The following is a 25,278-nucleotide window of genomic DNA, read 5'->3' as shown; positions in this document are numbered from 1 at the left end:
GCCCGGCCTCGACGCCGGCTCCGGCAGGGGACTCGAGAGGTCACGCGCCGTCCGGGACGACGGTCTCGAGGAAGAGTCGGGCGACAGCATCCTCCTGCGCCCCGAGAACGACCTGCACGTTCTTCCCGGTGTCCGCGAGCCCGTGCTCGGCGTCCTCTCCGGGTCCGCGCCGACGGTCCACGATGGTCTGGCCGCGTGCGGGACCAACCGCCGTCTCGACGCGCACCGGCAGGGTGCGGATGTCCATGAGGTCCGGGGCGACCAGCGAGCAGACGGCGCCGGCGTCGCCGATCCGCGCCGCCTCCGGACCGCCGGGCAGACCGTCCTCGTCGCGGAGCCAGAAGGCGAGCAGCTCTCCGAGCGCAGTGGTCAGGGGGTCGGTGCTCGCCGCGAGCCGCGCCACGGACTCCTCGTCGAGCCCCACCCGGTCGAAGACGTCGAGGCCGTACATGCGCACGGGCAGCTCGCTCTCGAAGACGATGCGCGCGGCCTCCGGGTCGTGCCACACGTTGAACTCGGCGACCGCGGTCGCGTTCCCGACCGACGCGGAGCCGCCCATCAGCACGATGCCCTGCAGCCGGGCCGCGGTCTCGGGGTACATGCGCAGCAGCAGCGCGACGTTCGTGAGCGGCGCGAGGGCGACCAGGGTGACCGGCTCGACGGAGTCCTCGATCGTCCGGCGCATGAGCTCGACGGCGTGGAGGTCGGAGACGGGACGATCACTGTGCGGGAGCGAGATCCCGCCCAGTCCGTCTGCCCCGTGGGCCTGCGCCGCATCGCGGGGCGGCTCGACGAGCGGCCGGGAAGCTCCGGCCGCGACGGGCAGATCCTCGGGAGCATCGAGCGCGTCGAGCACGCGGCACGTGTTCTCGAGGACGCGCGCGAGGGGCACATTGCCGTCGACGCAGGTCACGGCACGCACGTCGATGTCCGGGTGGCGGACCGCGAACATGATCGCCATCGCGTCGTCCACTCCGGTGTCGACGTCGAGCAGGATGTGTTGGACGGGCATGGGTGCCTCCTGGGTTCGTGGCGGTGGTCGAGGTGTTTCCGGGAGCGGACGGAGTCCGACGGCTCAGGGGATCAGAGCCGCGATCTCGTCGATCGAGAGCGCGCGCGGATCGAGTCCGAGGTCCTGGGACAGCAGCGCCGCCTCGGGGCGTCGCAGCCTCGCCTCGTGCATGACGGCGCGGTCGGCGAAGACGTCATGGACGTCCCCGTTGGCGATGACCTGACGATGCGCCATGGCGACCACGCGCTCGAACCGGTCTGCGACGAAGCGCATGTCGTGCGTGATGGTGATGATGCCGATGCCCTCCTGCTGGAGCAGGTCGATCATGCGCGTCAGCAGGCGCCGCCCTCGGCCGTCGAGCCCCGCCGTGGGCTCGTCGAGGATCAGGTAGCGGCAGCGGCCGACGAGGATCGCTCCGATCGCCACGAACTTCTTCACCGCGAACGGCAGGTCGTTGGGGTTCAGCTCCATGACGTTCCCGAGGCCCGCGAGGACGGCGGCACGGCGCACGCGCTCGTCGCGGGTCCCCTCATCCCAGCCGGAGCGCTTGGCGACGAACTCGAGCTCGCCCTGCACGTCGCTGCCGAAGATCTGGTCGTCGGGGTTCTGGAAGACGTAGCCGACGTCCCGCGAGACCTGCGCCGTGGTCCTCTTCGCCGTGGACTCGCCGTCCACCCGCACCTCTCCGGAGGTGGGGCGCAGCAGGCCGTTCATCATCTTGACGGCGGTGGTCTTCCCGGCGCCGTTCTGGCCGACGATCGCGACCCGCTCCCCCGCCGCGATCTCGAGATCCACAGAGTCCACGGCGAGCGTCCCGTCCGGGTAGCGGTAGGAGACGTCAGAGAGGCTGATCGCCATGGGCGGCACCTTCCAGTCGTGAGGAGATCAGGGTCCGGGCATCCTCGCGGGTGACCGGGATGCGGGCGAGGCCCCGCCCGTCGCGCTCCAGAGCGAGGGCGAGCTCGGTGACGTCGGGACGGCGCAGTTCGGCCCTCGGCAGCAGGTCTGACGTGAGGACGTCGGCAGCGGGGCCCGCACCGAGGACCTCGCCCCTGCACATGACGATGATGTCGTCCGCGTGCTCGGCGAGCAGGTCGATCGCGTGCTCGACGAGGATGATGGTGCGTCCGGCGTCCTGCAGGCCGGAGATGATCTCGAAGATCAGTTCCGTGGTCTCCGGGTCGAGCTGGCTGGTGGGCTCGTCGATAACGATGACCTCGCTGTCCATCGCGATGATCGAGGCGAAGGCGACCAGCTGGCGCTGCCCTCCGGAGAGCTCGTTGGGGTTCTTGCGGATCAGGCGGCGGATCCCGACCTGGTCGATGACGCGCCGGACCCGGTCGATGATCTCCTCCCGCGGCCGACCCTGGTTCTCGAGTCCGAAGGCGATCTCCTCGAAGACCGTCTCCTTGATCCCGCTGATCTGCGTGAACGGATTCTGGAAGACGTACCCCACGGTGTTGGACAGCTCCACGGGGTCCCAGTCCTCGAGGCGCCTGCCCTGGATGGTGACGGTGCCGGTGAGATCTCCAGGCTGGTAGTTCGGGATGGTGCCCCGCAGGATGCTGCACAGCGTGGTCTTCCCGCTGCCGTTGGGGCCGACGACGCCGTACAGCCGACCCGGCTCGATGTCGATGTCGACACCGCGGATCGCCGGCTTGGCGCCGAAGGCGTAGGTGAAGGAGACGTCCCGGAGGCTCGCGGTCAGCGCCACAGCAGCACACCTCCCAGGATCAGGACGATGGTCACCAGCACCGCGATCACGGTGAGCACGATCGCGAACGGTCCGACGCGACGGAGCTGCGCGAGGTTCGTGTGGGTCCCCCGGGCGTTGAACGCGCGGGCGTCCAGAGCCAGGGCCCGCTCCTCGGTCTGGTTCATGGCGGCGAGGAACACCGGCGCCAGCACGGGCCCGAAGGCCCTGATACGGGTGATGGGGCCGCCCTCGGTCTCGATCCCGCGCGAACGCTGGGCGTCCATCACGGTGCGGGCGTTGCGGCCCAGATCGGTGATCGACTGGAAGGACGCGAGCACCACATAGGTCGCCCTGGGCGTGACGCCGCGGGACTCGAGCGCCAGCATGAGGGTCTTCATCGGCGTGAGCGCGAAGTACAGGACCACGGCCCCGCACAGCGCCATCACCACGAGCGCGAAGCGGAGGCCGAAGAGGATCCCACCGGTGCTGACCACCAGAGGGCCGAGCGACCAGAGCACGGTGCCCTCGTCCACGAAGATCGCGCGCAGCACGAACAGGATGAGACCGACGACGGCGAAAAGCTTCAGATAGTTCGGGATGAAGCTGCGGGCGACACCGGCGGCGATCGAGATCAGGGCGAAGACCACGCAGACGGAGGCGGGGGCGATCACGCCGGGCAGGGCGACGGCGATGATCGCGAGGCAGGCCAGGATGACGGCCATGCAGATCGGGTCGAGGTCGAGCACCGCATTGCCGCGGTGGATGGGCTGCTGCAGCTCGCGAGCCATCTGCTCGAGGTCGCCCTCATCCGTGCCCTCTCCCGTGGGCACCGGGGAGGCGGGATTCTGCGGGATGCTCATGGCGCTCACACCTCCAGGGCAAGCTCGTCGTCGGGGACCTCGATCACGCGGCGTCTGCGCCGCCCCAGGTAGACGGCCCCCAGGGGAACCTTGACGAGGAGCCGGGTGGGCACGCGCGAGAGCACGAAGAACACGATGAGCACGGTGACGACCTTGTCGAGCACATCGGCCGGGAAGCTCGAGATGTAGACCGCCGGGACGAGGCCGAAGCCCAGGGCGCGCAGGGCGCCGGTGATGAGGGCGACGCCGTTGCCGCCCAGGCCCCCGAAGACGATGATCGTGATCAGGCCGCCCAGGCCGGCGCCGATCAGGCTGAAGCCCAGCGAGGAGAGCAGGGTCTTCCACAGCGAGCGGAACACGCCCAGCCGTGAGAGCCATCCGGCGAGAAGACCCACCAGGATGTTGATCAGGGCGAAAGGCAGCAGCGTGGGCGAGGTGATCGAGTTCAGCAGGTTCGAGATGAGGCCCACGAGCGCCCCGGGCAGCCCTCCGCACAGCGCGCCCACCAGGATCGTGCCGATGCAGTCGAGGTACATCGGCAGCTTCAGGAGCGTGGCGATCTGACCGCCGACGAAGTTCGTGGCGATCCCGATCGGTATCAGGAAGATGGTCAGCTGGCCGTAGCCGTGCACACCGCTGGGGGCACGGCCCCCGAACCTGCTGGACATCGCTGTCCCTCCGCTCGTCGACGCTCGACCGACGCGACGCACCTCGTCGGCGTCGGCACAAGGGCACTGTAGCCAAGTCGGACGATCCGCCGGACGGCGGTCAGTGCGTGGACCCCGCCACGGCCGACGGGCGTCAGAGCCACCTGCCGTTCTCGCTAGACTGTGCGGCGCACGCACGCTGCGCCGCTGCCCGGACGGCGGCCGTGTCCGCCCCCATAGCTCAATGGATAGAGCAACGGCCTTCTAAACCGCAGGTTGCAGGTTCGAGTCCTGCTGGGGGCACCCCGTCCGCTTCGCAGGGAACTCGGCCCCGGGGCACTGAGTCCCCGGATCCGGATCGGCACCGCTCCCCTGCTGCAGGTGAACTCCCTCGGACCAGGGCGGGCCGGGCGAGACCATCGTCCAGGCCGTCTGCGGCACCCCGTCCCCGCCGTGACCAGGATATCTCCCCCACCGGGGCTTGCGGCAAGGCCCCCTCGGCCCGCCAGAATGCTCGCTCGCGGCCGGATGCTCCGGCCGCAGAGGGGCGGAGGCGCGCATGGTGGACGCATGGATGGACGAGGACGTGCACGACGTGATCGTCGTCGGCGGAGGCCCGACGGGCATGATGCTCGCGGCCGAGCTGCGACTGCGCGGCATCGACGTGGTGGTGCTCGAGAAGGAGGAGGAGCCGAGCCGTCTGGTGCGCTCGCTGGGCCTGCACGCCCGCAGCATCGAGATCCTGGATCAGCGGGGGATCCTCGAGCTCTTCCTCGCCGAGGGGACGACGTATCCGGGCGTCGGCCGCTTCGCCGGGATCCCGTCGAGCAGCTCCCCCGAGCTCGACACTGCTCACGAGTTCACGCTCGGCATCCCGCAGCCCGTGACCGACCGTCTGCTCGAGGAGAGAGCGCGCGAGCTCGGGGCCGACGTGCGCCGCGGGCGCGAGGTCGTCGGCCTCGCCCAGGACGCGGAGTCCGTCGATCTCATCCTCGCCGACGGCGAGCACGTGCGCGGACGCTGGGCCGTCGCATGCGACGGCGGACGCAGCCGCGTGAGGGGCCTTCTCGGGATCGGCTTCCCGGGTGAGGCGGCCGAGCACGAGTGGCTGCTCGGGGAGATGGAGGTGACGGCCCCGGCCGAGGAGGTCGCCGCCGTCTCCGAGCGCGTGCGGCGCGAGCACCGCGGCTTCGGCATCGGCCCATCCTCGAACCCTGGGCTCCACCGGGCCGTCGTCCCCGCGGCGAACGTCGCCGAGGACCGCACCGAAGGGCCGTCGTTCGAGGAGTTCCTCGAACGTCTGCGCACCTTCGCGGGCACCGACTTCGGCGCCCACTCCCCCGTCTCGCTCACCCGCTTCACCGACGCCACGCGGCTCGCCGAGCACTTCCGCAGCGGCCGTGTCCTGCTCACGGGAGACGCCGCGCACGTGCACCCGCCGCTGGGCGGTCAGGGGCTGAACCTCGGTATCCAGGACGCCTTCAACCTCGGCTGGAAGCTCGCGGCCCTGATCTCGGGGCAGGCCCCTCCCGCACTGCTCGACAGCTACGAGGCGGAGCGTCGACCGGTCGCCGCCGACGTCCTGACCACCACACGCGCGCAGAGCGTGCTGATCTCCGGCGAGCCCGGCGCTCTCGCCCTGCGGCGCGTCCTCGGCGAGCTGATGGAGCTGCCGGAGGTCGACCGGCTCCTGAGCGAGAAGATCGCGTCGCTCTCGATCCGCTACGACCTCTGGCCCGGGGACGAGGCGCCCGGCGGCATCGTCGGCCGCAGACTGCGGGACATGCCCGTGGGGCCCGGTAGACTCTACGAACGGATGCGCGAGGGCAGGTGGCTGCTGCTCGATCCGACCGGCTCCTTCGACGCCGAACAGCGGTCGGATGCGGTGGACCAGCTGGTCGAGCCCGCCGAGGGCCTCCCGGCGCGAGCCGTGCTGCTGAGACCGGACGGGCACATCGCCTGGGCCGCCACGGAACCGGCGGCCGACGGTGCCGGGGCCCCCGTCGCGCACCCCTCTCCCGACCAGCAGGGCCTGGAGTCGGTGATCGAGCACTGGCTCCCACAGTGACCTCGAGGCGCCCGGATCCGCAACCCGTCGCCTAGCGTGGGGGCGAGGGCCGCATCGCTGCGCCCTCGCCCATCCACGAGGACGTCGGAGGTCCAGGCCATGAGCGATGCATCCACCCCCATCACCGCGAGCGCGACGATCGCGACATGGCTCGAGCACCCCCGCGGCGGCCCCGTGCTGCGTGCCTTCCTCGAGCGCACCGGCACCAGCCCGGACTCCCTCGGCCCCGCACTCGACATGCCGCTGCAGCAGCTCGTGCCGCTCAGCCGCGGGGAACTCCCCCAGAGCGCCGTCGACGACATGGTGCGTGCCGCGAACGACGGGGAGATCCCCGCGGACGCGACCGCGGGCGGCCGGGCGGACGGAGCCGGGCGGACCGACCGCTCGGATGCGCCCGCGGGGCGCTTCGCCGGTCGCACGGTCGTGGTCACCGGCGCCGCCGGCGGCATCGGCCGGGCCACGGCCGAACGCCTGCTCGCCGAGGGCGCGCGCGTGGTCGCGACGGACATCTCCGCCGAGCGCCTCGAGGCGCTCGCGAACGAGACCTCTGAGGACCACGTGGACCGGCTGGTCACGGTCGTCGGCGATCTCGGCTCCGCGCAGACGATCGACGCGATCCTCGCAGCGGCCGGCGAGCGCGTCGACGCGCTCGCGAACGTCGCCGGGATCAACGATGACTTCTCCGCGATCCACGAGGTCAGCGACGAGATGTGGACGAAGGTTCTCGCGGTGAACGTGGGCGGTCTCGTCGCCCTCACGCGGGCCGTCACCACCCGGATGCTCGAGACCGGGGGCGGTGCGATCGTGCACGTGGCGAGCGAGGCGGGGCTGCGCGGCTCGGCCTCGGGCGTCGCCTACACGGCATCGAAGCATGCGGTCATCGGGATCACCCGGTCGATGGCCTTCATGTACGCGAAGCAGGGGATCCGCACGAACGCCGTGGCGCCGGGCGCGGTCGCGACGGGCATCCCGATGCAGCCCGAGATCGCGCCCTTCGGCAGTGCCCGGCTCGAGGAGGCGCGCGGGAACATCCCGTCCCTCGCCACGGCCGAGCAGCTCGCCTCCTCGATCCTGTACCTGCTCTCCGAGGACGCCTCGAACATCAACGGCGCGGTGCTCGCCTCCGACGGGGGCTGGTCAGCGGTGTGACCGGGCGCGGCATCAGGGCGTCCTCCCGGCTCACAGCAGGAGGGCGATGATCGCCCCGATCACGAGGACGGCTCCCGTGAAGGCCGGGATCATCCAGTCGCCCGGCGTCGCAGATCCACCGGCACCGGTGGGCACGGCAGCGGAGTCGTCGGTGCGCGTCGCGGCGAGCGCGTCGGCCCGCCGGTCCGCGAGGCGGCACACGATGAACAGCCCGATCGCGAGCACCCCGGCGAGGACCATGTACAGCGGGGTGCGGTAGAGCCACGAGTACGGGGAGAAGTGCACGATCGTCACCGCCGCGAGGACGATCGGGACCTGCCGGTGCGCGCGGCGCAGGATCAGGTAGATGAGGATCGGCAGCGCGAACACCTGGGAAATGGCGAGCGCCGTGGACAGCTCGTCGAGCAGGGGGTTCTGCGGACGCGGCCCGGCGGAGGTCACGGCCATGAGACCGAAGGCGATCGGCAGGGCGACCACTCCCTGCAGGAGCACCGCGTAGGCGCCCGCGCGCTGTCCGCGCCATCGCCAGACGGCCGCCGCCAGCAGCCAGGTGAGGCCGTAGGCGAGGAGGAAGGCGAAGCCGTGGTGGTTGACGGTCGCGAGCTGGTTCAGATCCGTGTCCATGCCGACGGTCTACCAGGGCCGGCACCCGCCGTCCCCGGGCCCGGGCGAGGTCATGACATCTGTCGAGGGGCGCCCCGTGACGCCGGTCCCTGATCGCTCCCGAACCCGCTCAGCACCTCGCGGACCACGGCCGCGGGGTCGCTCGCGCCCATGATCGCGCGCACCAGAGCGACCCCGGCGACGCCGGCCGCGGCAAGCGCGGGCACGTCGGCGGGCGTGACGTCGCCGATCGCGACGATCGGCAGACGCGTGGCCCCGACCAGCGTCCGGTACCCGTCGATGCCCAGGGGCGTGCGGCCCGACTCCTTCGTGGGAGTGGGCCGGAAGGGGCCGGCGCCGACGTAGTCGAGCAGCTCCGCCTGGGTCTCGGCGGACCTCACGAGGTCGAGGGTCCCCGTGGTCAGCCCGATGATCGCGTCCGGGCCCAGCAGGGCGCGGGCCCCGGCGACGGGCAGATCGTCCTGGCCGAGGTGGACGCCGTGCACGTGCGCGCCGCGCGCCCGGGCGGCGAAGGCCACGTCCGCCCGGTCGTCGACGAGGACCCGGCAGGTGGGCGCGGTGGAGCCGACGGCACGCGCCACCGCGGTCACGAGACCGAGCAGCTCGCGGGCCTCGAGCCCCTTCGCACGGACTTGGACGACGCCCGCGCCGGCAGCGGCGGCGGCCGCCGCGGTCTCCACGGTGCGGCGATCGGTCCCGGAGGTGACGAGATAGCAGCGCAGGTCGAGGGGCGCCGGGGCAGCCCCGTCCCCGTCCAGGCCCGGGTGGTCGTGGTCGTGGTCGTGATCCAGGGTCATCGGTCCTCCGTGGTGGTCTCCAGGGCGTGCTCGCCGATCTCGTCGAGGGCGTCGAGCAGGGCGGTGCGGAAGGCACCGGGCCGCGGCGCGCGGCGTGCTGCGCACTCCCCCGCGACGTCGAGCCACACCGTCGCGGCGTGAGCGGCGCGGGCGGCGTGGCCGGTGAGGTCCGAGGGCCCGACGGGTGAGACGTCAGGCCCGCTCCTCTCGACCGCGACGAGGCACGCGGCGGTGAGCGCCCCGAGCAGACAGCCGGTGCCGGTGACGCGCGTGAGAAGGGGATGCCCGCGTCGGACCTCGATCCCTGGTGTGCGATCCCCATCGGCCATGACTGCACCCGCACCGACGATCCAGTCGACGGGCCCCGAGACGGCCACGGCTCCGCCGGTGAGTGCGACGATCTCGCGGGCGGAACCATGGGCGCTCTCGGCTCCGTCGCTCGCGTCGGCGCCGCGTCCGCCGGTCCCGCCGCGCAGCGCGAGGATCTCCGAGGCGTTCCCGCGCACCACGTCCGGCCGCAGGCCCACGAGCTCGCGGGCGAGGGGCGTGCGCACGGGCGCGCGCCCGATCGCGGTCGGATCGAGCACCCAGGGGTGACCGGCCGCGATGCTCGCGGCCACGGTCGCGGGGATGCCCGACATCGCATCGGTGCTGAGGGTCCCGAGGTTCACGAGCAGCGCGTCGGCCGCCCCTGTGACCACGGGCGCCTCGGCCTCGGTCTCGGTCATCATCGGGCGGGCGCCCGCGGCGAGCAGACCGGCGGCCACGATGCCCATCGACACCGTCGCGGTGAGGCAGTGGACGAGCGGCGGATGCCGGCGCACCTCGGCGAGCACCAGGGCGACCGCGCGCAGGTCCGGGTCGTCACCGAGCGCGGCGTCATCGTCGACGTCGTGGTCTTCGCGAGGGTGCGGATCAGTTCTCATCGCCCGCTCCCCCGGCTGCCCCGGTCGGCGACAACGTCGAGGTCCCTGTCGATCTCCGCCGCCGACAGCCGGGGCCCGAGCGCCGCGCCGACGATGAGGAGGACACCGCCCAGCACGAGCAGTCCGAGCACCGCGGCGTGCGCCCCGAGCAGCGCCGAGAGCCCGGGCAGGTAGAACGGGTAGAGCGCGGGCAGGATCAGCGAGAGGCTGTAGCCCATTCCGTACCCGGTGGAGCGCACCGACGTCGGGAAGCGCTCGGAGAGGTAGGCGGAGACCGGTCCGTACGCGGCGACGGTGACGACCTGCAGCGCGGCGGCGAGCACGGCGGCACCGGCCAGCGTGCTCGAGCCGACCGACATCCACCACAGGACCGGGCCCAGCACGGTCGCCGCGATCCCCCACAGGACGAACAGTCGGCGCCTGCCAGTGCTGGTGGAGAGATGCCCGGCGAGCGCCATCGCGAGCGCCTGCGCGCACGAGGCGATGCCCATCGCGATCGAGACGCTGGTCGCCGACAGACCCGTGTCCTGGCCGAGCTGGGCGGTGAGCAAGATGACGGTCGTGTTCGTGAGCAGCCACAGGCCCGTCATCAGGGTGAACACCTGCCAGAAGGCGCGCGCCCAGCGTCCGCGGAGCATGGCCGCGATGCCCGAGGCGGCGGGCCCCTCGTCCGCCAGAGATTCGTCGGCCAGGAGCGGGCCGTCGTCCGTCGAGGGCTCCTGGCCCTCGCGCTCCTCGATCACTCGTCGTGTCGTCGGCGCATCGACCACGCGCCGCCGGTAGTAGGCGAGCATGCCGAGCGAGGCGAGCGCCCCGAGCACGAACAGCGCCCGCCAGCCCCACGCGGCATAGGCGTCGGGTCCAAGGATCAGCAGCAGCACAGCGGTCGCGAAGGCGATCGCGGCCTGCGCCCAGGGCGCCATCGAGAGGATGAGCCCGCTCATGAGGCCGCGCCGGCGCGGGGCCGACCATTCCATGGCCAGGGGGATCGCGGCCGAGTACTCGCCGGCCACGAAGATCCCGCCGAGGAACCGCAGGGCGAGGATCAGGCCGATCGTTCCCACGCCCAGCAGCTCGTGGGTGGGCATGGCGGCGATCAGGAGGGCGCAGGCGGCGGTGCCGGTGATCGCGACCTTCGTGGTGCGGGTGCGCCCCAGGCGGTCCGAGATCCTGCCGAAGACCATTCCGCCGACGGGCCTGCCGAGCATCATCGCGATCACCACGATCGCTCCGGTGGTGGCGGCGATCCCCGGTCCGGCGACGACGGCGAGCGCCGGGGTCAGCGCGGTGAGCGGCAGGAACACGTGGACGTTGTCGATGAAGTTGCCGACCACCCCGGCGCGCAGGGCGGCGCGGCCCTCGGGCGGCAGCTGCGGCTTCGGCGTCGGCCCGGCCGACGGCGTGTGGACCGCGGCGGCGGTCGTGGGCGGGCTCTCGGGCAGACGTGACCGCATGGCGGACATCCCTTCGTCAGTGCGAACTGCATCAGGTTCCACGGGTCTGATCTCAGCGCGCGCGGCGCACCCCGTGTCCGGCGCGCCAGTATTCCAGAGCCGTCGGCGGCGACGCGGCGCCGTCCGCGGCGACTACCCTTGCCACGTGAGCACTTCGAACCGTGGAACTGCCGACCGCATCGTCTGGGTCGACTGCGAGATGACCGGACTGGACAAGGAGAAGGACGCGCTCGTCGAGATCGCCGTCCTGGTCACCGACGGTGACCTGAACATCCTCGGGGAGGGCGTGGACGTCGTCGTCAAACCCCCGGCCGAGGCGCTGGAGCAGATGGGCGATTTCGTGCGCACCATGCACACGAACTCAGGGCTGCTGGAGGAGCTGGACGCGGGCATCACCCTCGAGGCCGCGCAGGAGCAGTGCCTGGCCTACGTGCGCGAGCACTGCCCGGAGGCCGGCAAGGCGCCGCTCGCGGGCAACTCCGTGGGCACCGACCGCGTGTTCCTCGACAAGGACGTGCCGGAGTTCGCCGCCTGGCTCTCCTACCGCACGATCGACGTCTCGAGCCTCAAGGAGCTCGCCAAGCGCTGGTTCCCCCGCGTCTTCTACAACACGCCCGCCAAGCACGGCGGCCACCGCGCCCTCGCCGACATCCGCGAGTCCATCCAGGAGCTCAAGTACTACCGCGAGGTGCTGTTCGTGGCCGATCCCGGGCCGACGACCGCGCAGGCCCAGGCCGCCGCGCGCACCTTCGAGCTCGCCGTCGACGGCGAGAGCGCCGACGGGTCCGACGACGCGGCCGCCGGCGCCGCGGGATCCTCCGCGCCATCGGTGCCGTGGCTGCAGCGCGCCACCCATCGCACCTGGCTGGACTCCGAGGGCGAGGAGCTGCTCGTCTTCGGCTCCGAGTCGCTGCGGGAGGACGGCGGCTTCGGCTGGCTCGACGAGAACGGGGAGCTCGACGGCGACAAGCCGGCAGAGCTCTGGGTGACCTGCCGCATGACCCACTGCTTCGCGCTCGCCACGATGCTGGGCAGCCCCGAGTACGGGCGCTTCGTGGACCACGGCATCGAGTCCCTGCGCACCGTCTTCAAGGACGAGAAGCACGGCGGCTGGTTCTCGAAGATCGCCGGCGAGACCGTCATCGACGACGCCAAGGAGGCCTATGCCCACGCGTTCGTGGTGCTCGCGGCCGCCTCGGCGACCGCCGCCGGACGCCCGCACGCCGCGGAGCTGCTCGAGGAGGCCCTGGGCGTCCTCGACGAGAAGTTCTACGACGAGGAGGCGGGGATGAGCGTGGACACCTTCGACCGCGCCTTCGCCGTCTGCGAGGAGTACCGGGGCATCAACGCGAACATGCACACGACCGAGGCCCTGCTCGCCGCGGCCGACGTCACCGGGGAGCGCCGCTGGCTGGACCGCGCCGTGGGCATCATGACCCGGGCGATCGACGAGTTCGCGCGCGAGCAGGACTGGCTGCTGCCCGAGCACTTCGACACCTCGTGGAACCCGATCCTCGAGTACAACGAGGACAAGCCGGCCGATCCGTTCCGCCCGTACGGGGCGACCGTCGGCCACTGGCTCGAGTGGTCCCGCCTGGTCCTGCACGGCCGCGCCGCACTGCTCGCGAAGGACGGCGACGCCCCCGAGTGGATGCTCGAGGCCGCGAACGCTCTCATGGCACGGGCCGACGACGCCTTCGGCATGGACGGGGAGCCCGGGTTCCCCTACACGGTGGACTGGGACGGGACGCCCGTGGTGCACGAGCGCATGCACTGGGTCGCCGCCGAGGCGACCGCCGCCGCGGCCGCGATGTTCCAGGTGACGGGTGATCGGAAGTGGGCCGACCGCTACCAGGCCTGGTGGGAGTACGTCAGCGAGTTCCTGCTGGATCCCGAGCGGGGCAGCTGGCACCACGAGCTGGACCGGCGCAACCAGCCCCAGGCACGCACCTGGGAGGGCAAGCCGGACATCTACCACGCCTACCAGGCCACGCTCATCCCGCGACTGCCCGTCACCCCGACCATGGCCGCCGCCGTCCGCGACGGCCTGGTCGACGAGATCGGCTGAGTCAGCCGGGCGGCACCGCCCTCACTTGCGGCGCCGCCCTCAGTTCCGGTCGAGGGCGGCGTCGAGGCGCTCGATCTTCCCGTCGAGCTCGCCCTCGTGCCCGGGGCGGATGTCGGCCTTGAGCACGAGGGAGACGCGCGACCCAAAGCGACCGGCCTCGGCCGTCGCGCGCCGCACCACGTCCATCACCTCGTCCCAGTCGCCCTCGATCTCGGTGAACATCGAGCTTGTGCGGTTCGGGAGCCCGGACTCCCGGACCACCCGGACGGCGGCGGCGACGGCGTCGTGGACGCTCGCGGCGTCGGACCCCTCGGCGAGGTCGCGGGTGAGGCCGGGATCGGAGGGCTCACCGGTGGGCTGGACGGAGAAGGCGATGATCATGCCCCCACTGTTCTCCCCCATCGGCCCGCGGGCAAGCGGATCATGCGCCCAGGAGCATGCGGCGAGCCTGTCATGACGAGGCAGGATCCGGCTCCTGCTTTTCCGGCCCGGAGTCCTCCAGGGCTGATGCCCCAGTCTGCCGTGCCGACGAAGTGCAAGGCGTCTCACAGCGAGAACCCCCGTTCGAGGGTGCGGAGCAGGGCCGACGCCCGGTATGCTTGCTTCTCGTTGCGGTCCTCGGAGCGCACATGGTGGTCGTAGCTCAGTAGGTAGAGCTCCTGGTTGTGGTCCAGGCGGTCGCGGGTTCAAATCCCGTCGATCACCCCAAGAAACGCCCTGGTGACAGGGCGTTTTTTCTGTCTGAGCCGGTGTCTGGACACCCACGCGGACGACGGCGGCACGAGCGCACCGATCCACCTGCCGCCTCTCGCCCCACACCCATGCGAAGCGCCCGGCCCGCCACGTTCGCCCCTGACGTCCACCACTGTCTGAAATTCATTCGATCGCCGCCGCATCGAATACGTGATCGATATTCAAGAAGCTGCCCGCGGAGAATCTCCGAACCCGTCGACCTGCGCATGCACCACGAGGCGCTGCCACACGGCCTCCATTCTTCCTCCTCACCTCTCTTCAATTCACTTACCGTTCGTCCGCACCCCGTTCACCGCCCGTACACCTGACGTACCGCGTCCGTTCCCTCGGGCGGTGAAGTCGACCACGGAGCCCCGTCCGAGACCGTTCCGCTCACCTCGCCGAGCAAGCAGGCGACACCTGTCGGAGCCGGTCCCCGCCGCCACGACCTGCACGCCATGGCCACCAGCGCCCCTCACCTGGGGCGATGCCCCGCCCGTGGCGAGCACCCGAAGATGCGCCGCCCCGCGCTCCCACGTCCAGCGCCCCGCCCTCCACGTCCGGCCGCCGCGGCGGCCCCGGCCGGCCTGCGGGATCTCCCCGTGACACCGACGCGACACGACCGATTTCCCCCAGCGGTGCTGGGCTAGACTCGCCGCAAGCATTTCGATCGCCCGCCCGGAAGAGCTCACACAGTGAATTCACGGGCACATGCACGAAATGCACCCCAGACTCCAGGCGTCACCTCCTGCAGCAAGCGATGAGAGGCAAGGATTCACCAGATGACCGATCCGAAGCAGACATTCGACGTCGCCGTGTGCGGTTGGTGGTACGGGAAGAACTACGGGTCGATCCTCACGTACTACGGCCTGAACCGCGCGATCCAGAACCTCGGCCACTCGGTGCTCATGGTCCACGAGCCCCTGGGCTACAACGGCTTCCGCGTCGAGTGGCCGGACGACATCGTCTCGATGCAGTTCGCCGAGCGCGTCGGCTACCACACCACCCAGCAGATGCACTTCACCGAGCTGCCGCGCCTGAACGAGCGCGCGCGCACCTTCGTGGTGGGCAGCGACCAGCTGTGGAACCCGCTCATCGGCCGCGTGAACAGCGACCTCTTCCTGGACTTCGTCTCCGAGAAGAACAACCGCGTCGCCTACGGCACGTCCTTCGGCAACCGCGGCACGAAGAAGTTCACGCCCGACTTCATCGCCACCCACGCCGCGCAGCTGCAGCGCTTCAAGGCGATCTCCGTGCGCGAGGGCTACGCGGTCGACACCGCGCGCGACATCTTCGGCGCCAAGGCCTCCCTGGTCGTCGACCCCGTCTTCCTGCTCCCCCGCGAGCACTACGACGAGCTCGCCGCGAAGGCCACCGTCGCCCCGGAGGGCGAGTACCTCAGCGTGTTCTTCCTCGATCCGACCGAGGAGAAGAAGGCCGTCGCGCAGGGCATCGCGGACAAGCTCGGCCTCGAGATCATCCGTGTGATCCCCAACCCCGACGACGGCATCGAGCACTGCCGGACCCTGTGGGCCGACGAGCCGCGCGCCCAGATCCTCGACGAGGACCGGCCCGAGAACTTCCTGCGCACGTACAAGGACGCGGAGTACGTCGTCACCGACAGCTTCCACGGCTCCGCCTTCGCGGCGATCTTCGAGAAGCCCTTCTCCTCGATCTTCAACACCAAGCGCGGAGCGGACCGCTTCAAGAACCTCATGAGCTCGCTCGGCTTCGACGAGACGCGGCGCGTGCGCGAGACCGACTCCCACGAGGACATCGCCGCGAACCCGCACGTCACCCGCGAGATCGACTACTCGACCGCCCGCGACTACATCAGCTCCGGCCGCGAGTCGTCGATGGCTTGGCTGAAGGAGGCGCTGGACCCGAGCACCACCGGCTCCGCCGCGCTCTACCCGCGCCAGAAGCTCACGCTCACGGCGCCGGAGTTCGCGACCGGGGGCTCCGGCTGGAAGATCGCCCGTCGCGGCAAGCAGACCCGCCTGCGCGTGGCGCGAGACGGCGCCGTGCTGGGCAACCTGGTGTGGACCGACCTGCCGGAGCCGCTCGTGGCCGGCTCCGCCTACCAGCTGCGCATCGACTGGACGCCGACGACGGACGCCAAGAAGGTCAACATCCACGTGCGCAATCCCGAGACGACCCGGTTCCGCGTCGTCGGCGCCGTGAACGTCGAGGGCGCGCGCGGCCAGGCCCGCACGGACACGCTCACCTTCACGGTCTCCGAGCCCGGGTTCACTCAGTTCATGCTCGGCGGCGTGCACTTCACCGGTCGCCGTGCCGGGGCAGACATCCGCAGCATCGAGATCGAGCGGATCCCCACCGGTGCGCTCGCCGCGCAGGCCCCGGCCAAGCGCAAGGGCGGAGCGCCCGCGGGCGGCTTCTCCTCCCAGGCGAAGGCTCTCGCGCTCAAGGACTCCGAGCGCCAGGTGCGCTCCTTCAGCCACGCCCGTTCGGCCGACGGCGTCTCCGGCGCCCAGGCGCGGATGATCTTCCACGCCCACGCCATCGAGAAGGGGCTGAGCCGCAGCAACTTCCGACCCGGCTTCGGCGGGCGCGCGGTCCCGGGCCTGTCCAAGGAGATGAACGCCTGGCTCGCGGCGGATCGCGACATCTCGGACGAGTTCCTGCAGAGCTCGGCCGCCGTGATGAAGGCCTACTTCGACCGCCACGACCAGCTCGGCACCGACGTCTCGCACTTCCGCCAGCTGTTCTCCGAGGCCGCCCAGGACCTCATCGACGGCACCACCCACTCCGAGGGCGGCGTGCTGCCGGCCGGGCAGGTCCGGGAGCTCGTCGGCGAGGTGGAGAACGAGGACGAGGAGCGCAGCTTCCTCGACGTGGTCTACGGCCGCCGCAGCGTGCGCGAGTACACCTCCGAGCCCGTGAAGGACGAGGAGATCGCGCGTGCGGTGCAGATCGCGATGCAGTCGCCCTCGGTCTGCAACCGCCAGGGCGCGAGGGTCCACCAGTTCGAGGACCCCGACGTCATCAAGAAGGTGCTGGACATCCAGGGCGGCTTCGCCGGCTACGAGATGCCGCCCAGGCTGCTGCTGGTCTCCGCGGACCTGGACGCGTTCCTCTTCGCGCCCGAGCGCAACCAGCCGTTCGTGGACGGCGGGCTGTTCATGATGTCGCTGCTGCTGGGCCTCACGCAGGTGGGCCTGGGCTCGGTGCCGCTGAACACGGCGATGGGCACGGAGAAGGAGACCAAGATCCGCGAGCTCATCGACATCCCGGACCACGAGGTCTTCATCTCGTTCATCGGCGTGGGCCACTTCGACGAGAGCGTGCTGGTGCCCCGTTCGAAGCGCACCGGCGTGGAGCGCGCGCTGGTCCAGCACAAGGACGCCTGAGTCCCGGAGCTCCGGCGGCCTCTCGCCCGCCCGGTCACGACGAGCGCGCTCACCCTCGGGTGGGCGTGCTCGTCGCGTTCCTGCTCCGCGCGTCCGCGAGCACGCCGTCGAGCCGGTCGCGCGCCGCGTGGAGCTGCTCGATCTGGTCCTCCATCCGGGCCCGCTCGCGCTCCAGCCGCTCGACCATCGCGGCCGTGGTGCGACCGCTGCGCATGCACGGCAGCAGCTCGGCGATGTCGCCGCTGCTGAGCCCCGCGGCGAACAGCTGCTGGATGAGCAGCACGCGATCCACGGCCTCCTCCTGGTAGGAGCGCTGACCGCCGCCCGTGCGCTCCGCCGCGAGCAGGCCTCTCGACTCGTAGTACCGCAGGGAGCGCACGCTCACCCCGGTGCGCCTCGCGAGCTCGCCGATCCTCAGCATCCCGGTGCCCTCCTGCATCGTGCCTCCCCGTCGCTTGCACCTGACATGGGTGTCAGGTCCTAGTGTCGCGCACATGGACATCGCACACAGCACCGCACTCGTCACCGGAGCCAACCGGGGCATCGGCCGCATCGTCGTCGAGCAGCTGCTCGAGCGGGGCGCCCGACGTATCTACGCCACCGCGCGACGCCCGGAATCGCTCCCCTTCGACGACCCGCGGGTCGTCCCGCTGCGCCTGGACGTGACCGACGCGGCGCACGCCGCCTCCGCCGCCGAGCACGCCCACGACGTCGACCTCCTCGTGAACAACGCCGGCATCGCCTCGGCCCAAAACCTGCTCACGGGCGACCTCGAGCGCATCCGCGCCGAGATGGAGACCAACTTCTTCGGCGCCCTGCACGTCTCGCGGGCGTTCGCCCCGGTGCTCGCCGCGCACGGCGGCGGCGCGATCATCAACATCATGTCGCTGCTGTCCTTCCGCACCTTCCCCGGCAACGGCTCGTACGCCGCCTCGAAGGCCGCCGAGTGGCAGCTGACCAACAGCACCCGGCTCGAGCTCGCCGCCCAGGGGACGCAGGTGCTGGGCGTCCATCTCGCCTCGACCGACACCGACATGATGGCCGGCTGGGACATCCCGAAGAACGACCCCCGGCAGGTCGTGGCGATGACCCTCGACGCCCTCGAGGCCGGCCGCAGCGAGGTGCTCGACACGGACTCCGCCGCGATCAAGGCGCGCCTCGCGAGCCGTCCCGAGGAGCTCTACGCGGAGCTCGGCTGATCCTCCAGGCCGCTCGAGCCCCGCTGGTACCGCACGGGAGCCCAGGAGGCGGGTGTCGTGCAGTTCCTGGTCCAGGATCCCGACGGCTACCTGCTGCGCTTCCAGTCGTCCCTGGGCAGGCGACCGGTCTAGGCGGTCGCCTCGTACTTCCGCGCACCCTCCTGGACGCCCGCGAAGCGGAACGGCGCCGTGGTCACGCGCGGGGTCTCGACGTCCTCGTCGCTGCCCAGCAGGCGCTCGTGCAGCTCCTCGTACTCCTCGACGGTCACGGGGACGCGCGCGTCCAGGGCCGCTCGGGTCGCCGCGGCGCGCTCGGGTCGCGCGTACCCGGGCTGGACGGTGCCGGTGAGCATCTCCCCCGCGCTGCCGGATCCGTAGCTGAACAGGCCGATCCGTCGGCCCTCGAGCCCCTCGCGATGGTCCAGCAGTGCGGCGAGGCCCGCCCACAGCGAGGCCGTGTAGGTGTTGCCGAGCCGGCGGTCGTAGACAGCGCCCTGCTCGAGCGCCTCGGGATCGAGGCGGCCCCCGGTGTGCTGGTCGAGGAAGCGCTGCGCCTTGACGGCCATCTTCGTGAAGGGCTGGTGGTAGACCACGGCCTCGAGCTCGTCGACGCCGGGGCCGCCCTGCGCCTGCAGGTCGTCCCATGCCCCCAGCAGGGCGTTCTTGTAGGCGCTGATCGAGAGCCTGCCGTTCACGAGCGCGGTCGTGGAGTCGTTCGGGCGCCAGAAGTCGTCGACGTCGGCCGAGTACACGCCGGAGACGGGGTCGATCGCGAGGAGCGCCGGGTCGGCGGCGATCAGCAGCGCGACGGCGCCGGCGCCCTGGGTGGGCTCTCCGGAGGTGCCCAGGCCGTAGCGGGCTACGTCGGCCGCGATCACGAGGACCTTCTCCTGGGGCCGACGGGCCACGATGCCGATGGCCGTCTGCACGGCGGCCGCGCCCGCGTAGCAGGCCTGCTTGAGCTCGACGGAGCGCACGGAGCTCGGCAGCCCCAGCAGTCCGTGGACGATCACCGCACCGGACTTGGACTGGTCCACGCCGGACTCGGTCGCGAACAGCACGGTGCGCAGCCCCTCGGTCCCGGTGCGCTCGAGCAGGCGCGCGGCGGCGGAGGCGCCCAGCGTGACCACGTCCTCGTCGGCCGCGACCACGCCCATCTCGTCCAGCCCGATGCCGCGCGTGTACTTCGCGGGGTCGACGCCGCGGGCCTCGGCGAGCCGGCCGAGGTCCAGGACGTGGTGGGACGCGGCGAGCTCGAGGTCCTCGATGCCGATGCTCGCGCTGGAACTGGTGCTGGAACTGGTGCTGGTGGATTCTCCGGTGCGGTTGCTGGTCATGAGCGCGGTGCCTTCCTCCGCTCGAGGCGACGATGGGCCGTCATCAGCTCACCCTGGTTGGTCTGGGCGGCCAGCAGCGAGAGCTCGCCGCAGAGCACGCTCGCGGCGATCAGCGCGGCCAGCCGGCGCGAGTTCGCGCCGGGCTCGCGCTCCTCGCGGCAGCCGAGGCGCTCCATCGCGTAGTCGACGTGCGGGAGGTCCTTGCCGTTGCCCACGGTGCCGACGATCAGGTGCGGGAGGGTGCACGAGAAGTACAGCCCGTCCTCGCGGACCTCGGCGTGGGTGAAGCCCTGGGAGCCCTCGACGATGTTCGCGGCGTCCTGCCCGGTCGCGAGGTAGAAGGCGAGCAGCATGTTCGCGTAGTGGGCGTTGGCGGAGCGCAGGGCGCCGGCGATCGTGGAGCCGATCCAGTCCTTGCGCACCACCAGGTCGGTGATCCGCTCGGCGGTCGAGCGCAGCTGCTTCTCGACGACGTCGTGCGGGATGAGGATCTCGGCGACGACGCTGCGGCCCCGGCCCAGGACGCCGTTGACGGCGGTGGCCTTCTTGTCCGAGCAGAAGTTCCCGGAGATCGAGCCGTACTCGATCCCCAGGTCCCAGGAGAGGATCCGCTCCATGAGCTGCTCGGAGGCCTGCGTGACCATGTTGTGGCCGGAGGCGTCGCCCGTGGTGAGCGCGAAGCGCGTGAACAGCAGGTTCCCGACGATCTCGGGGTGGATCTCCTCGAGGCGGGCGAAGCGGGACCCGGTGGAGACGACTTCGCGCAGCTCGTCGACGCGCTCGGCGATGACCTTCGACGCCTCGAAGGCGGTGGCCGCGTCGGGGGCGACGAACAGCGTGGAGCGGGTCATCCGCTCCCCCAGCACGGTCGCGCGGATGCCGCCCTCGACCAGACGGGAGATGCGCGCTCCGCGGCCGACGGAGGGCCACAGCGGCGTCTCGTAGGTCGCGAGCGGCACCTCGATCTCCCCCTCGACGGCGTTGCCGCTCATCCGCAGGGGCCCCACCCAGCGGGTGGGGATCTGCGTGGTGGGCGCGGGCGCGGAGGGATCGGGTGCGGTGCTCATCGCTGCTCCTGGGGGTCTGCGGGGAGGTCGACGGGATGGAACATGGGTGCGGGCGCGGGCCGCGGCGAGACGGCCTGCTTCCGCCGCGCGCAGGCGCCCGCGTCGATGCCGCGCAGCGTGCAGAACTCGCGCAGTCGCCCGCGCACGAGCAGGTCGGTGCTCTCGAGGTCGGCGGCCGTGCGGGCTCCGAGCAGTGCCGCGAGCTCGCGGGTGTGCCGCTGCCAGGAGCCGATGAGCTCGACGAGCCCTTCGGGCCCGCCCTCGACGACGGCCTTGAGGAAGGAGCCGGCGACGCCGACGGCGCGGGCGCCGAGCGCGAGGGCCTTGACGACGTCGAGGGGGTCGCGGACCCCGCCGGAGGCGAGCAGCGTCATCCCGCCCAGCTCGCCCTGGTGGGCGCGGGCGTCCAGCAGCGCGGCGGGGGCGGACTGGCCGAAGCCGGTGAGATAGGAGTAATCGCGGCCGGGGCGGCGGTCGTTCTCGATCGCGAGGAAGTCCGTGCCGCCGCGCCCGGAGACGTCGGCCCAGGCGACGCCGATGGAGGCGAGGTCGGCGAGGGTGCGGGCGCTGAGCCCGAAGCCGACCTCCTTGACGAGCACGGGCACCTCGAGCGCCGCCACGATCTGCTCGATGCCCCGCAGCCACGAGGAGAAGTCGGGGCTGCCCTCGGGCATGACGGTCTCCTGCACGGCGTTGACGTGCACCTGGAGGGCGTCGGCCCCCACGAGGTCGACGGCGCGGCGGGCGTCCTCGACGCTGCGGCCCACGCCGATGTTCGCCATCACGAGGCCGTCGGGGTTCTCGCGGCGGATCACGCGGAAGGCGTCCGCGGCGGACTCGTCCTCGAGGGCGATGGAGACGGATCCGCAGCCCATGGCGGTGCCGGTCTCGCGCGCGGCGATCGCGAGCTGCTGGTTGATGCGCCCGGTGGACTCCGTGCCGCCGGTCATGCCGTTGATGTAGAAGGGTGCGGCCACGGTGCGGTCGAACAGCTCGACGCCGAGGTCGACCTCGGGCAGGCTCACCCCGCCGAGGGCGTGGTGGACGAACTCGAGGTCGTCGAACTCGGTGGTGCGCGTCCCGCCCTTCCACTGCGCGGTGGCGAGGCGCACGTGGTCCTCCTTGCGCTCGCGGCGTCCCGCGGCGTCGGCGTCGGGCCTCGCCCCGTCGGTCCCCGCGCTCATCGCACGGCCCCCGCGGTGTCGGCGGTCTGCGGGAGGTGGGGTCGCAGGTCCAGGCGGAGGATGTCGTGCTCGCGCCAGGTGGCGAGCACCGCGTCGTCGCTCACGTCGCCGGGCAGGAGCATGATGCCGCAGTCGCCGCCGCCGGCCCCGGAGGGCTTGCCGGCGGCGCCGCTCGCCTCGGCGAGATCGCACAGGGTGCGCAGCTGGTCGGTCTCGATGGTGGTACCGCGCAGGCGTCCGAGCTGCTGGAGCAGGCGGCGGCAGCGGCGGATGATCTCGAGCATCGTCCCGGGGTCGCTGTCCCAGGCGGCGACGAGCTCCTCGACGGCGGCGCGGGAGTCGTCGAGGAACCGGGCGTAGTGCGCGTCGAGGTCGTCCTCGCTCATGCGCACGCGGTCCACGAGCCGCTCGGTCGAGGCGGGAGAGCCGGTCCAGCCCACGAGCAGGCGCAGCGTGGTGAGGTCCGGCAGCGCACGCACCGTGCACACGTCCCATTCGGGGGCGGTGAGCACCTCGGCCACAGGGAGGGCGTCGCTGAGGGCGAGCAGCCGCGCCCGGTCCGGCGCGGTGTAGGCGATCCAGCCGCCGAAGGTCGATGCCGCGAGGTCGCCGCCCGAGGCCTTCGGGGCGACGTGGATGGTCGCGAGCAGCGCGAGACGGAAGCGCTCCATCGCGGTGAGCCCGAGCCCGTAGAACCGGTCGAGCGCATCGACGACGGCTACCGTCACGGCGGCCGAGGATCCCAGCCCGAACTTGCGGCCGCTGGAGTCATCCAGCTCGGAGTCGATGTGCAGGTCGAAGTAGCGCGGGTCGAGGCCCCGCTCGGAGCGCAGGCGCTCGAGGATCGTGATCGCGGCCGTGACGTAGTCGAAGGGGCTGTGGTCCACGACGATCGTGTCGCCGTCGGCGTCGCGCACCCAGGTCACGGGTCCGTGCCCGTAGCGGCTGGAGTGGACGCGCCCCATCCCGATCGCCTCGGTGAGGCGCACGGTGAGGTAGCGGTCCACCGCCACGAGGATCGCGGGGTGGCCGGGCTCGACGACGGCGTACTCGCCGGCGATGTAGAGCTTGCCGGGGGCGCGGGTCTCGATCATCGCGCCACCCCGTCCGTCTCGCCCGCGTCGACGGTCTCGTCCACGAGGTGCGCGCCGGGTCCGGGGCCGACGATCCGGACGCTGCCGTGCGCGGACACGGCCTCGGCGACCCGCTCGGCGTCCGCGGGCGTGGTCAGCACGCACACGTTGGGGCCGGCATCGGCCGTCGTGTGGGCGAAGACGCCCTGGGCACGCAGCGCCGCGGCGGTGTCGAAGACGGCCACGCTCGCGGGCGCGAGGTAGCGCACGGGCGGCTCGCTCGAGGCGATGACGGCGTGCATGCGCAGGGCGTGGGACTCGGTGATCTCGCCGATCCGGGTGGGGTCGCCGGCGGCGCACGCGCGCACCATCTCCTCGAGGGTGCGGGCGGTCGAGGTGATCCAGGCGTCGTAGAACGGCGAGGTCGCGGCCGTGCGGCGCATGCCCTCGCGGCTCGAGACGGCCTTCTGGGCGCCGTCGACCGTGACGATCACCAGACGCAGATCGGGTGCGTCGATCTGCTCGGCGTACGAGGTCTCGTCGTCGGTCCCCGCATGCCAGACCGCATAGCGGTCGACGACCGAGCGGCAGGCCGAACCGGAGCCGCGGCGGGCCAGGCGGCTGAGCGCGCGCTCGTCGAGGGCGAGCCCGAAGGCGCGGGAGGCGGCGAGGGCGAGGGCCGCGAAGCCCGAGGCGGAGGAGGCGAGGCCCGCGGCGGTCGGGGCCTCGTTCATCGAGTCCACGTGCGCGCGCTCGCGCGAGCCGGCGAGCTCTCGCACGTGGTCGAGGAAGCGCGTGGTCCGCGCGAGGGCGGTGCCGGTCGCCGGGGAGCCGTTCAGGACGAAGGAGTCCTCGTCGGCCTCCGGATCCAGGGTCACCGTGGTCGTCGTCGCGAAGGCGTCGAGGGTCATGGACATGCTGCCGGCGACGGGGAGGATGAGCTCCTCGTCGGCCTTGCCCCAGTACTTCACGAGCGCGATGTTCGGGTGCGCGCGTGCTGTCGCCGTTCTCATGCGGTCTCCACCGTGGTCTGCCAGGTGCGGGTCGCGCCGGCGTCCCGCAGCATCGTCTCGAGGTGCGCGGCGCGGGCCGCATCGGGCGCGAGGGCGAGCACGCAGCCTCCGCGCCCTCCCCCGGTGAGCTTCGCGCCCGCCGCGCCGGCCTCGCGGGCCGCGCCGACGAGGCGGTCGAGGGTCGCATCGGACACCTCGAGCTCGGTGAGCAGGCCGTGCGCCTCGTCCATGAGCGCGCCGAGCGCGGGGACGTCGCCGGTGGCGAAGCGGTCGAGGGACTCCTCGACGATGGCGCCCAGGCGGCCGATGACCCCGTCGACCCGGCTCGGGAAGGTCTCGCGCAGCTCGCGGACCGCCCCGACGGCCTCCGCGGTCGAGCCCTCGTGGCCGCTGTCGGCGAGCACGAAGGTGAGGGGGGCGCCGACGGGCACAGGAGTGACCTCGCCGGCGCGGAAGCGGATGGGCACGTCGGACGCGACGGCCCGCCCGTCCAGTCCGCTCGAGCGGCCGTGGGCGATGGTCTCGGCGGCCATCACGACGTCGTGCACGGCCTCGGGGTCCAGGGGCGTCTCGGTGAGGTCGCCGATCGCGCGGGCGATGCCGGCGGCCACGGCCGCGCTCGAGCCGAGCCCGCGCTCGAAGGGGATCGCCGAGTCGATCTCGACGTCCAGGCCGAGCGGCGCCGAGGTGGTGAGGGCGAGGGCCGCGTGGATCGCGGTCACCAGGGGGTGCAGGCGCTGCGGGGCGTCGGCCGCGAAGCCGGTGAACAGGGCGCTGCGCAGGTGGAGCTGCTCGTCTGCGCGCTCGGAGACGCGCACGGTGAGGTCGAGCGCGTGCAGAGGGACGGCGATCGCGGGGGCGCCGTAGACGACGGCGTGCTCGCCCAGCAGGATCGATTTCGCGTGGGCCCGACCGATGCCGGTGCGCGCACCGTGCACGCTCGTGCGCGCTGGGTTCATCCTCGTCTCTCCCCGCTGCCTGGTGGATTGCCGGCCGACCTC

22 protein-coding genes, 2 tRNA genes and 1 riboswitch are annotated in these 25,278 nt (G+C 71.9%); of the genes, 7 read left to right on the top strand and 17 right to left on the bottom strand.

All coding sequences use genetic code 11. The annotated features are described in order from the left end of the window. Positions 1 to 40: 40 nt before the first annotated feature. The 5 genes from M4486_RS02185 to M4486_RS02165 all read right to left on the bottom strand — a co-directional run bounded on the left by M4486_RS02185 (position 41) and on the right by M4486_RS02165 (position 4,236). Positions 41 to 1,012, bottom strand: coding sequence for a nucleoside hydrolase (locus M4486_RS02185; RefSeq protein WP_249479345.1), 972 nt, complete (start codon positions 1,010 to 1,012; stop codon positions 41 to 43). Between the two features lie 63 nt (positions 1,013 to 1,075). Beyond that, positions 1,076 to 1,870 carry an energy-coupling factor ABC transporter ATP-binding protein gene (locus tag M4486_RS02180; protein WP_249479344.1) on the bottom strand — a complete coding sequence of 265 codons (795 nt, stop codon included), beginning with the start codon at positions 1,868 to 1,870 and terminating at the stop codon, positions 1,076 to 1,078. Further along, a complete protein-coding gene (locus M4486_RS02175) occupies positions 1,851 to 2,726 on the bottom strand; it encodes an energy-coupling factor ABC transporter ATP-binding protein (protein ID WP_249479343.1) in 876 nt (291 codons plus the stop codon). Before M4486_RS02175 ends, M4486_RS02180 begins: the two co-directional genes overlap by 20 nt. Further along, on the bottom strand, positions 2,717 to 3,568 hold the full coding sequence (locus M4486_RS02170; RefSeq protein ID WP_249479342.1) for an energy-coupling factor transporter transmembrane component T family protein: 852 nt from the start codon (positions 3,566 to 3,568) through the stop codon (positions 2,717 to 2,719). Before M4486_RS02170 ends, M4486_RS02175 begins: the two co-directional genes overlap by 10 nt. Positions 3,569 to 3,573: 5 nt before the next feature. Beyond that, positions 3,574 to 4,236, bottom strand: a complete 663-nt coding sequence (locus M4486_RS02165) for a hypothetical protein (protein ID WP_249479341.1) — start codon at positions 4,234 to 4,236, stop codon at positions 3,574 to 3,576. A 209-nt stretch (positions 4,237 to 4,445) separates the two neighbouring features. Here M4486_RS02165 and M4486_RS02160 point away from each other — a divergent pair. The 3 genes from M4486_RS02160 (at position 4,446) to M4486_RS02150 (ending at position 7,432) form a co-directional block, all read left to right on the top strand. Further along, positions 4,446 to 4,518, top strand: a tRNA-Arg gene (locus M4486_RS02160). A gap of 256 nt (positions 4,519 to 4,774) precedes the next feature. Next, the gene (locus M4486_RS02155; protein ID WP_249479340.1) at positions 4,775 to 6,283 is read left to right on the top strand and encodes an FAD-dependent oxidoreductase; all 1,509 of its coding nucleotides are present in this window, start codon (positions 4,775 to 4,777) and stop codon (positions 6,281 to 6,283) included. 99 nt (positions 6,284 to 6,382) lie between these two features. Continuing rightward, positions 6,383 to 7,432 (top strand): SDR family NAD(P)-dependent oxidoreductase, encoded by a 1,050-nt coding sequence (locus M4486_RS02150; RefSeq protein ID WP_249479339.1) that lies wholly within the window; start codon positions 6,383 to 6,385, stop codon positions 7,430 to 7,432. Between the two features lie 30 nt (positions 7,433 to 7,462). Here M4486_RS02150 and M4486_RS02145 read toward each other — a convergent pair whose 3' ends face one another. From M4486_RS02145 to M4486_RS02130, 4 genes are all read right to left on the bottom strand, one after another. After that, complete coding sequence (locus M4486_RS02145) at positions 7,463 to 8,056, bottom strand: DUF7010 family protein (RefSeq protein WP_249479338.1); 594 nt, start codon at positions 8,054 to 8,056, stop codon at positions 7,463 to 7,465. Positions 8,057 to 8,106: 50 nt separating this feature from the next. After that, a complete protein-coding gene (locus tag M4486_RS02140) occupies positions 8,107 to 8,853 on the bottom strand; it encodes a thiamine phosphate synthase (RefSeq protein WP_249479337.1) in 747 nt (248 codons plus the stop codon). Continuing rightward, complete coding sequence (gene thiM, locus M4486_RS02135) at positions 8,850 to 9,779, bottom strand: hydroxyethylthiazole kinase (RefSeq protein WP_249479336.1); 930 nt, start codon at positions 9,777 to 9,779, stop codon at positions 8,850 to 8,852. Before thiM ends, M4486_RS02140 begins: the two co-directional genes overlap by 4 nt. Next, a complete protein-coding gene (locus tag M4486_RS02130; RefSeq protein ID WP_249479335.1) occupies positions 9,776 to 11,233 on the bottom strand; it encodes an MFS transporter in 1,458 nt (485 codons plus the stop codon). Before M4486_RS02130 ends, thiM begins: the two co-directional genes overlap by 4 nt. Next, a riboswitch (TPP riboswitch) is annotated at positions 11,225 to 11,317 on the bottom strand. It overlaps the preceding gene by 9 nt. A 61-nt stretch (positions 11,318 to 11,378) precedes the next feature. Between M4486_RS02130 and orn the strand changes: the two genes are divergently transcribed. Next, the gene (gene orn / locus M4486_RS02125) at positions 11,379 to 13,301 is read left to right on the top strand and encodes an oligoribonuclease (protein WP_249479334.1); all 1,923 of its coding nucleotides are present in this window, start codon (positions 11,379 to 11,381) and stop codon (positions 13,299 to 13,301) included. 39 nt (positions 13,302 to 13,340) lie between these two features. On the opposite strand, the gene M4486_RS02120 is transcribed toward orn, so the two are convergent. Further along, positions 13,341 to 13,682 carry a thiamine-binding protein gene (locus M4486_RS02120; protein ID WP_249479333.1) on the bottom strand — a complete coding sequence of 114 codons (342 nt, stop codon included), beginning with the start codon at positions 13,680 to 13,682 and terminating at the stop codon, positions 13,341 to 13,343. 251 nt (positions 13,683 to 13,933) lie between these two features. Here M4486_RS02120 and M4486_RS02115 point away from each other — a divergent pair. Beyond that, positions 13,934 to 14,009, top strand: a tRNA-His gene (locus tag M4486_RS02115). A gap of 806 nt (positions 14,010 to 14,815) precedes the next feature. After that, positions 14,816 to 17,404 carry a polysaccharide pyruvyl transferase family protein gene (locus tag M4486_RS02110; RefSeq protein WP_249479332.1) on the top strand — a complete coding sequence of 863 codons (2,589 nt, stop codon included), beginning with the start codon at positions 14,816 to 14,818 and terminating at the stop codon, positions 17,402 to 17,404. Positions 17,405 to 17,453: 49 nt separating this feature from the next. Here M4486_RS02110 and M4486_RS02105 read toward each other — a convergent pair whose 3' ends face one another. Further along, positions 17,454 to 17,843: a MerR family transcriptional regulator gene (locus M4486_RS02105; protein WP_249479331.1), complete on the bottom strand. Its 390-nt coding sequence runs from the start codon at positions 17,841 to 17,843 to the stop codon at positions 17,454 to 17,456. A gap of 55 nt (positions 17,844 to 17,898) precedes the next feature. On the opposite strand from M4486_RS02105, the gene M4486_RS02100 reads away from it, so the two are divergent. After that, positions 17,899 to 18,603 carry an SDR family oxidoreductase gene (locus M4486_RS02100; protein WP_249479330.1) on the top strand — a complete coding sequence of 235 codons (705 nt, stop codon included), beginning with the start codon at positions 17,899 to 17,901 and terminating at the stop codon, positions 18,601 to 18,603. A gap of 128 nt (positions 18,604 to 18,731) precedes the next feature. Here the strand turns inward: M4486_RS02100 and M4486_RS02095 are convergent, their stop codons facing one another. Genes M4486_RS02095 through mvk form a run of 6 tightly spaced genes read right to left on the bottom strand, consistent with a single transcriptional unit; the run spans position 18,732 to position 25,236 of the window. Continuing rightward, on the bottom strand, positions 18,732 to 19,940 hold the full coding sequence (locus tag M4486_RS02095) for a hydroxymethylglutaryl-CoA synthase (protein WP_249479329.1): 1,209 nt from the start codon (positions 19,938 to 19,940) through the stop codon (positions 18,732 to 18,734). Then, positions 19,937 to 21,007, bottom strand: a complete 1,071-nt coding sequence (locus tag M4486_RS02090) for a hydroxymethylglutaryl-CoA reductase (protein ID WP_249479328.1) — start codon at positions 21,005 to 21,007, stop codon at positions 19,937 to 19,939. The genes M4486_RS02095 and M4486_RS02090 overlap by 4 nt, the downstream gene beginning before the upstream one ends. Then, positions 21,004 to 22,191 (bottom strand): type 2 isopentenyl-diphosphate Delta-isomerase, encoded by a 1,188-nt coding sequence (gene fni, locus M4486_RS02085; RefSeq protein ID WP_249479327.1) that lies wholly within the window; start codon positions 22,189 to 22,191, stop codon positions 21,004 to 21,006. The genes M4486_RS02090 and fni overlap by 4 nt, the downstream gene beginning before the upstream one ends. After that, positions 22,188 to 23,285 (bottom strand): phosphomevalonate kinase, encoded by a 1,098-nt coding sequence (locus M4486_RS02080; protein ID WP_249479326.1) that lies wholly within the window; start codon positions 23,283 to 23,285, stop codon positions 22,188 to 22,190. Before M4486_RS02080 ends, fni begins: the two co-directional genes overlap by 4 nt. Further along, entirely contained in the window at positions 23,282 to 24,277 is a 996-nt protein-coding gene (gene mvaD / locus M4486_RS02075) for a diphosphomevalonate decarboxylase (RefSeq protein ID WP_249479325.1), read from the bottom strand. The genes M4486_RS02080 and mvaD overlap by 4 nt, the downstream gene beginning before the upstream one ends. Then, on the bottom strand, positions 24,274 to 25,236 hold the full coding sequence (mvk, locus tag M4486_RS02070; protein ID WP_249479324.1) for a mevalonate kinase: 963 nt from the start codon (positions 25,234 to 25,236) through the stop codon (positions 24,274 to 24,276). The genes mvaD and mvk overlap by 4 nt, the downstream gene beginning before the upstream one ends. Positions 25,237 to 25,278: the final 42 nt, after the last annotated feature.

The sequence above is a fragment of the Brachybacterium kimchii genome (assembly GCF_023373525.1).
Taxonomy (GTDB): Bacteria; Actinomycetota; Actinomycetes; order Actinomycetales; family Dermabacteraceae; genus Brachybacterium; species Brachybacterium kimchii.
Note: the sequence above shows the minus strand (reverse complement) of the source record. Positions and strands in the feature narration are given on the sequence as shown.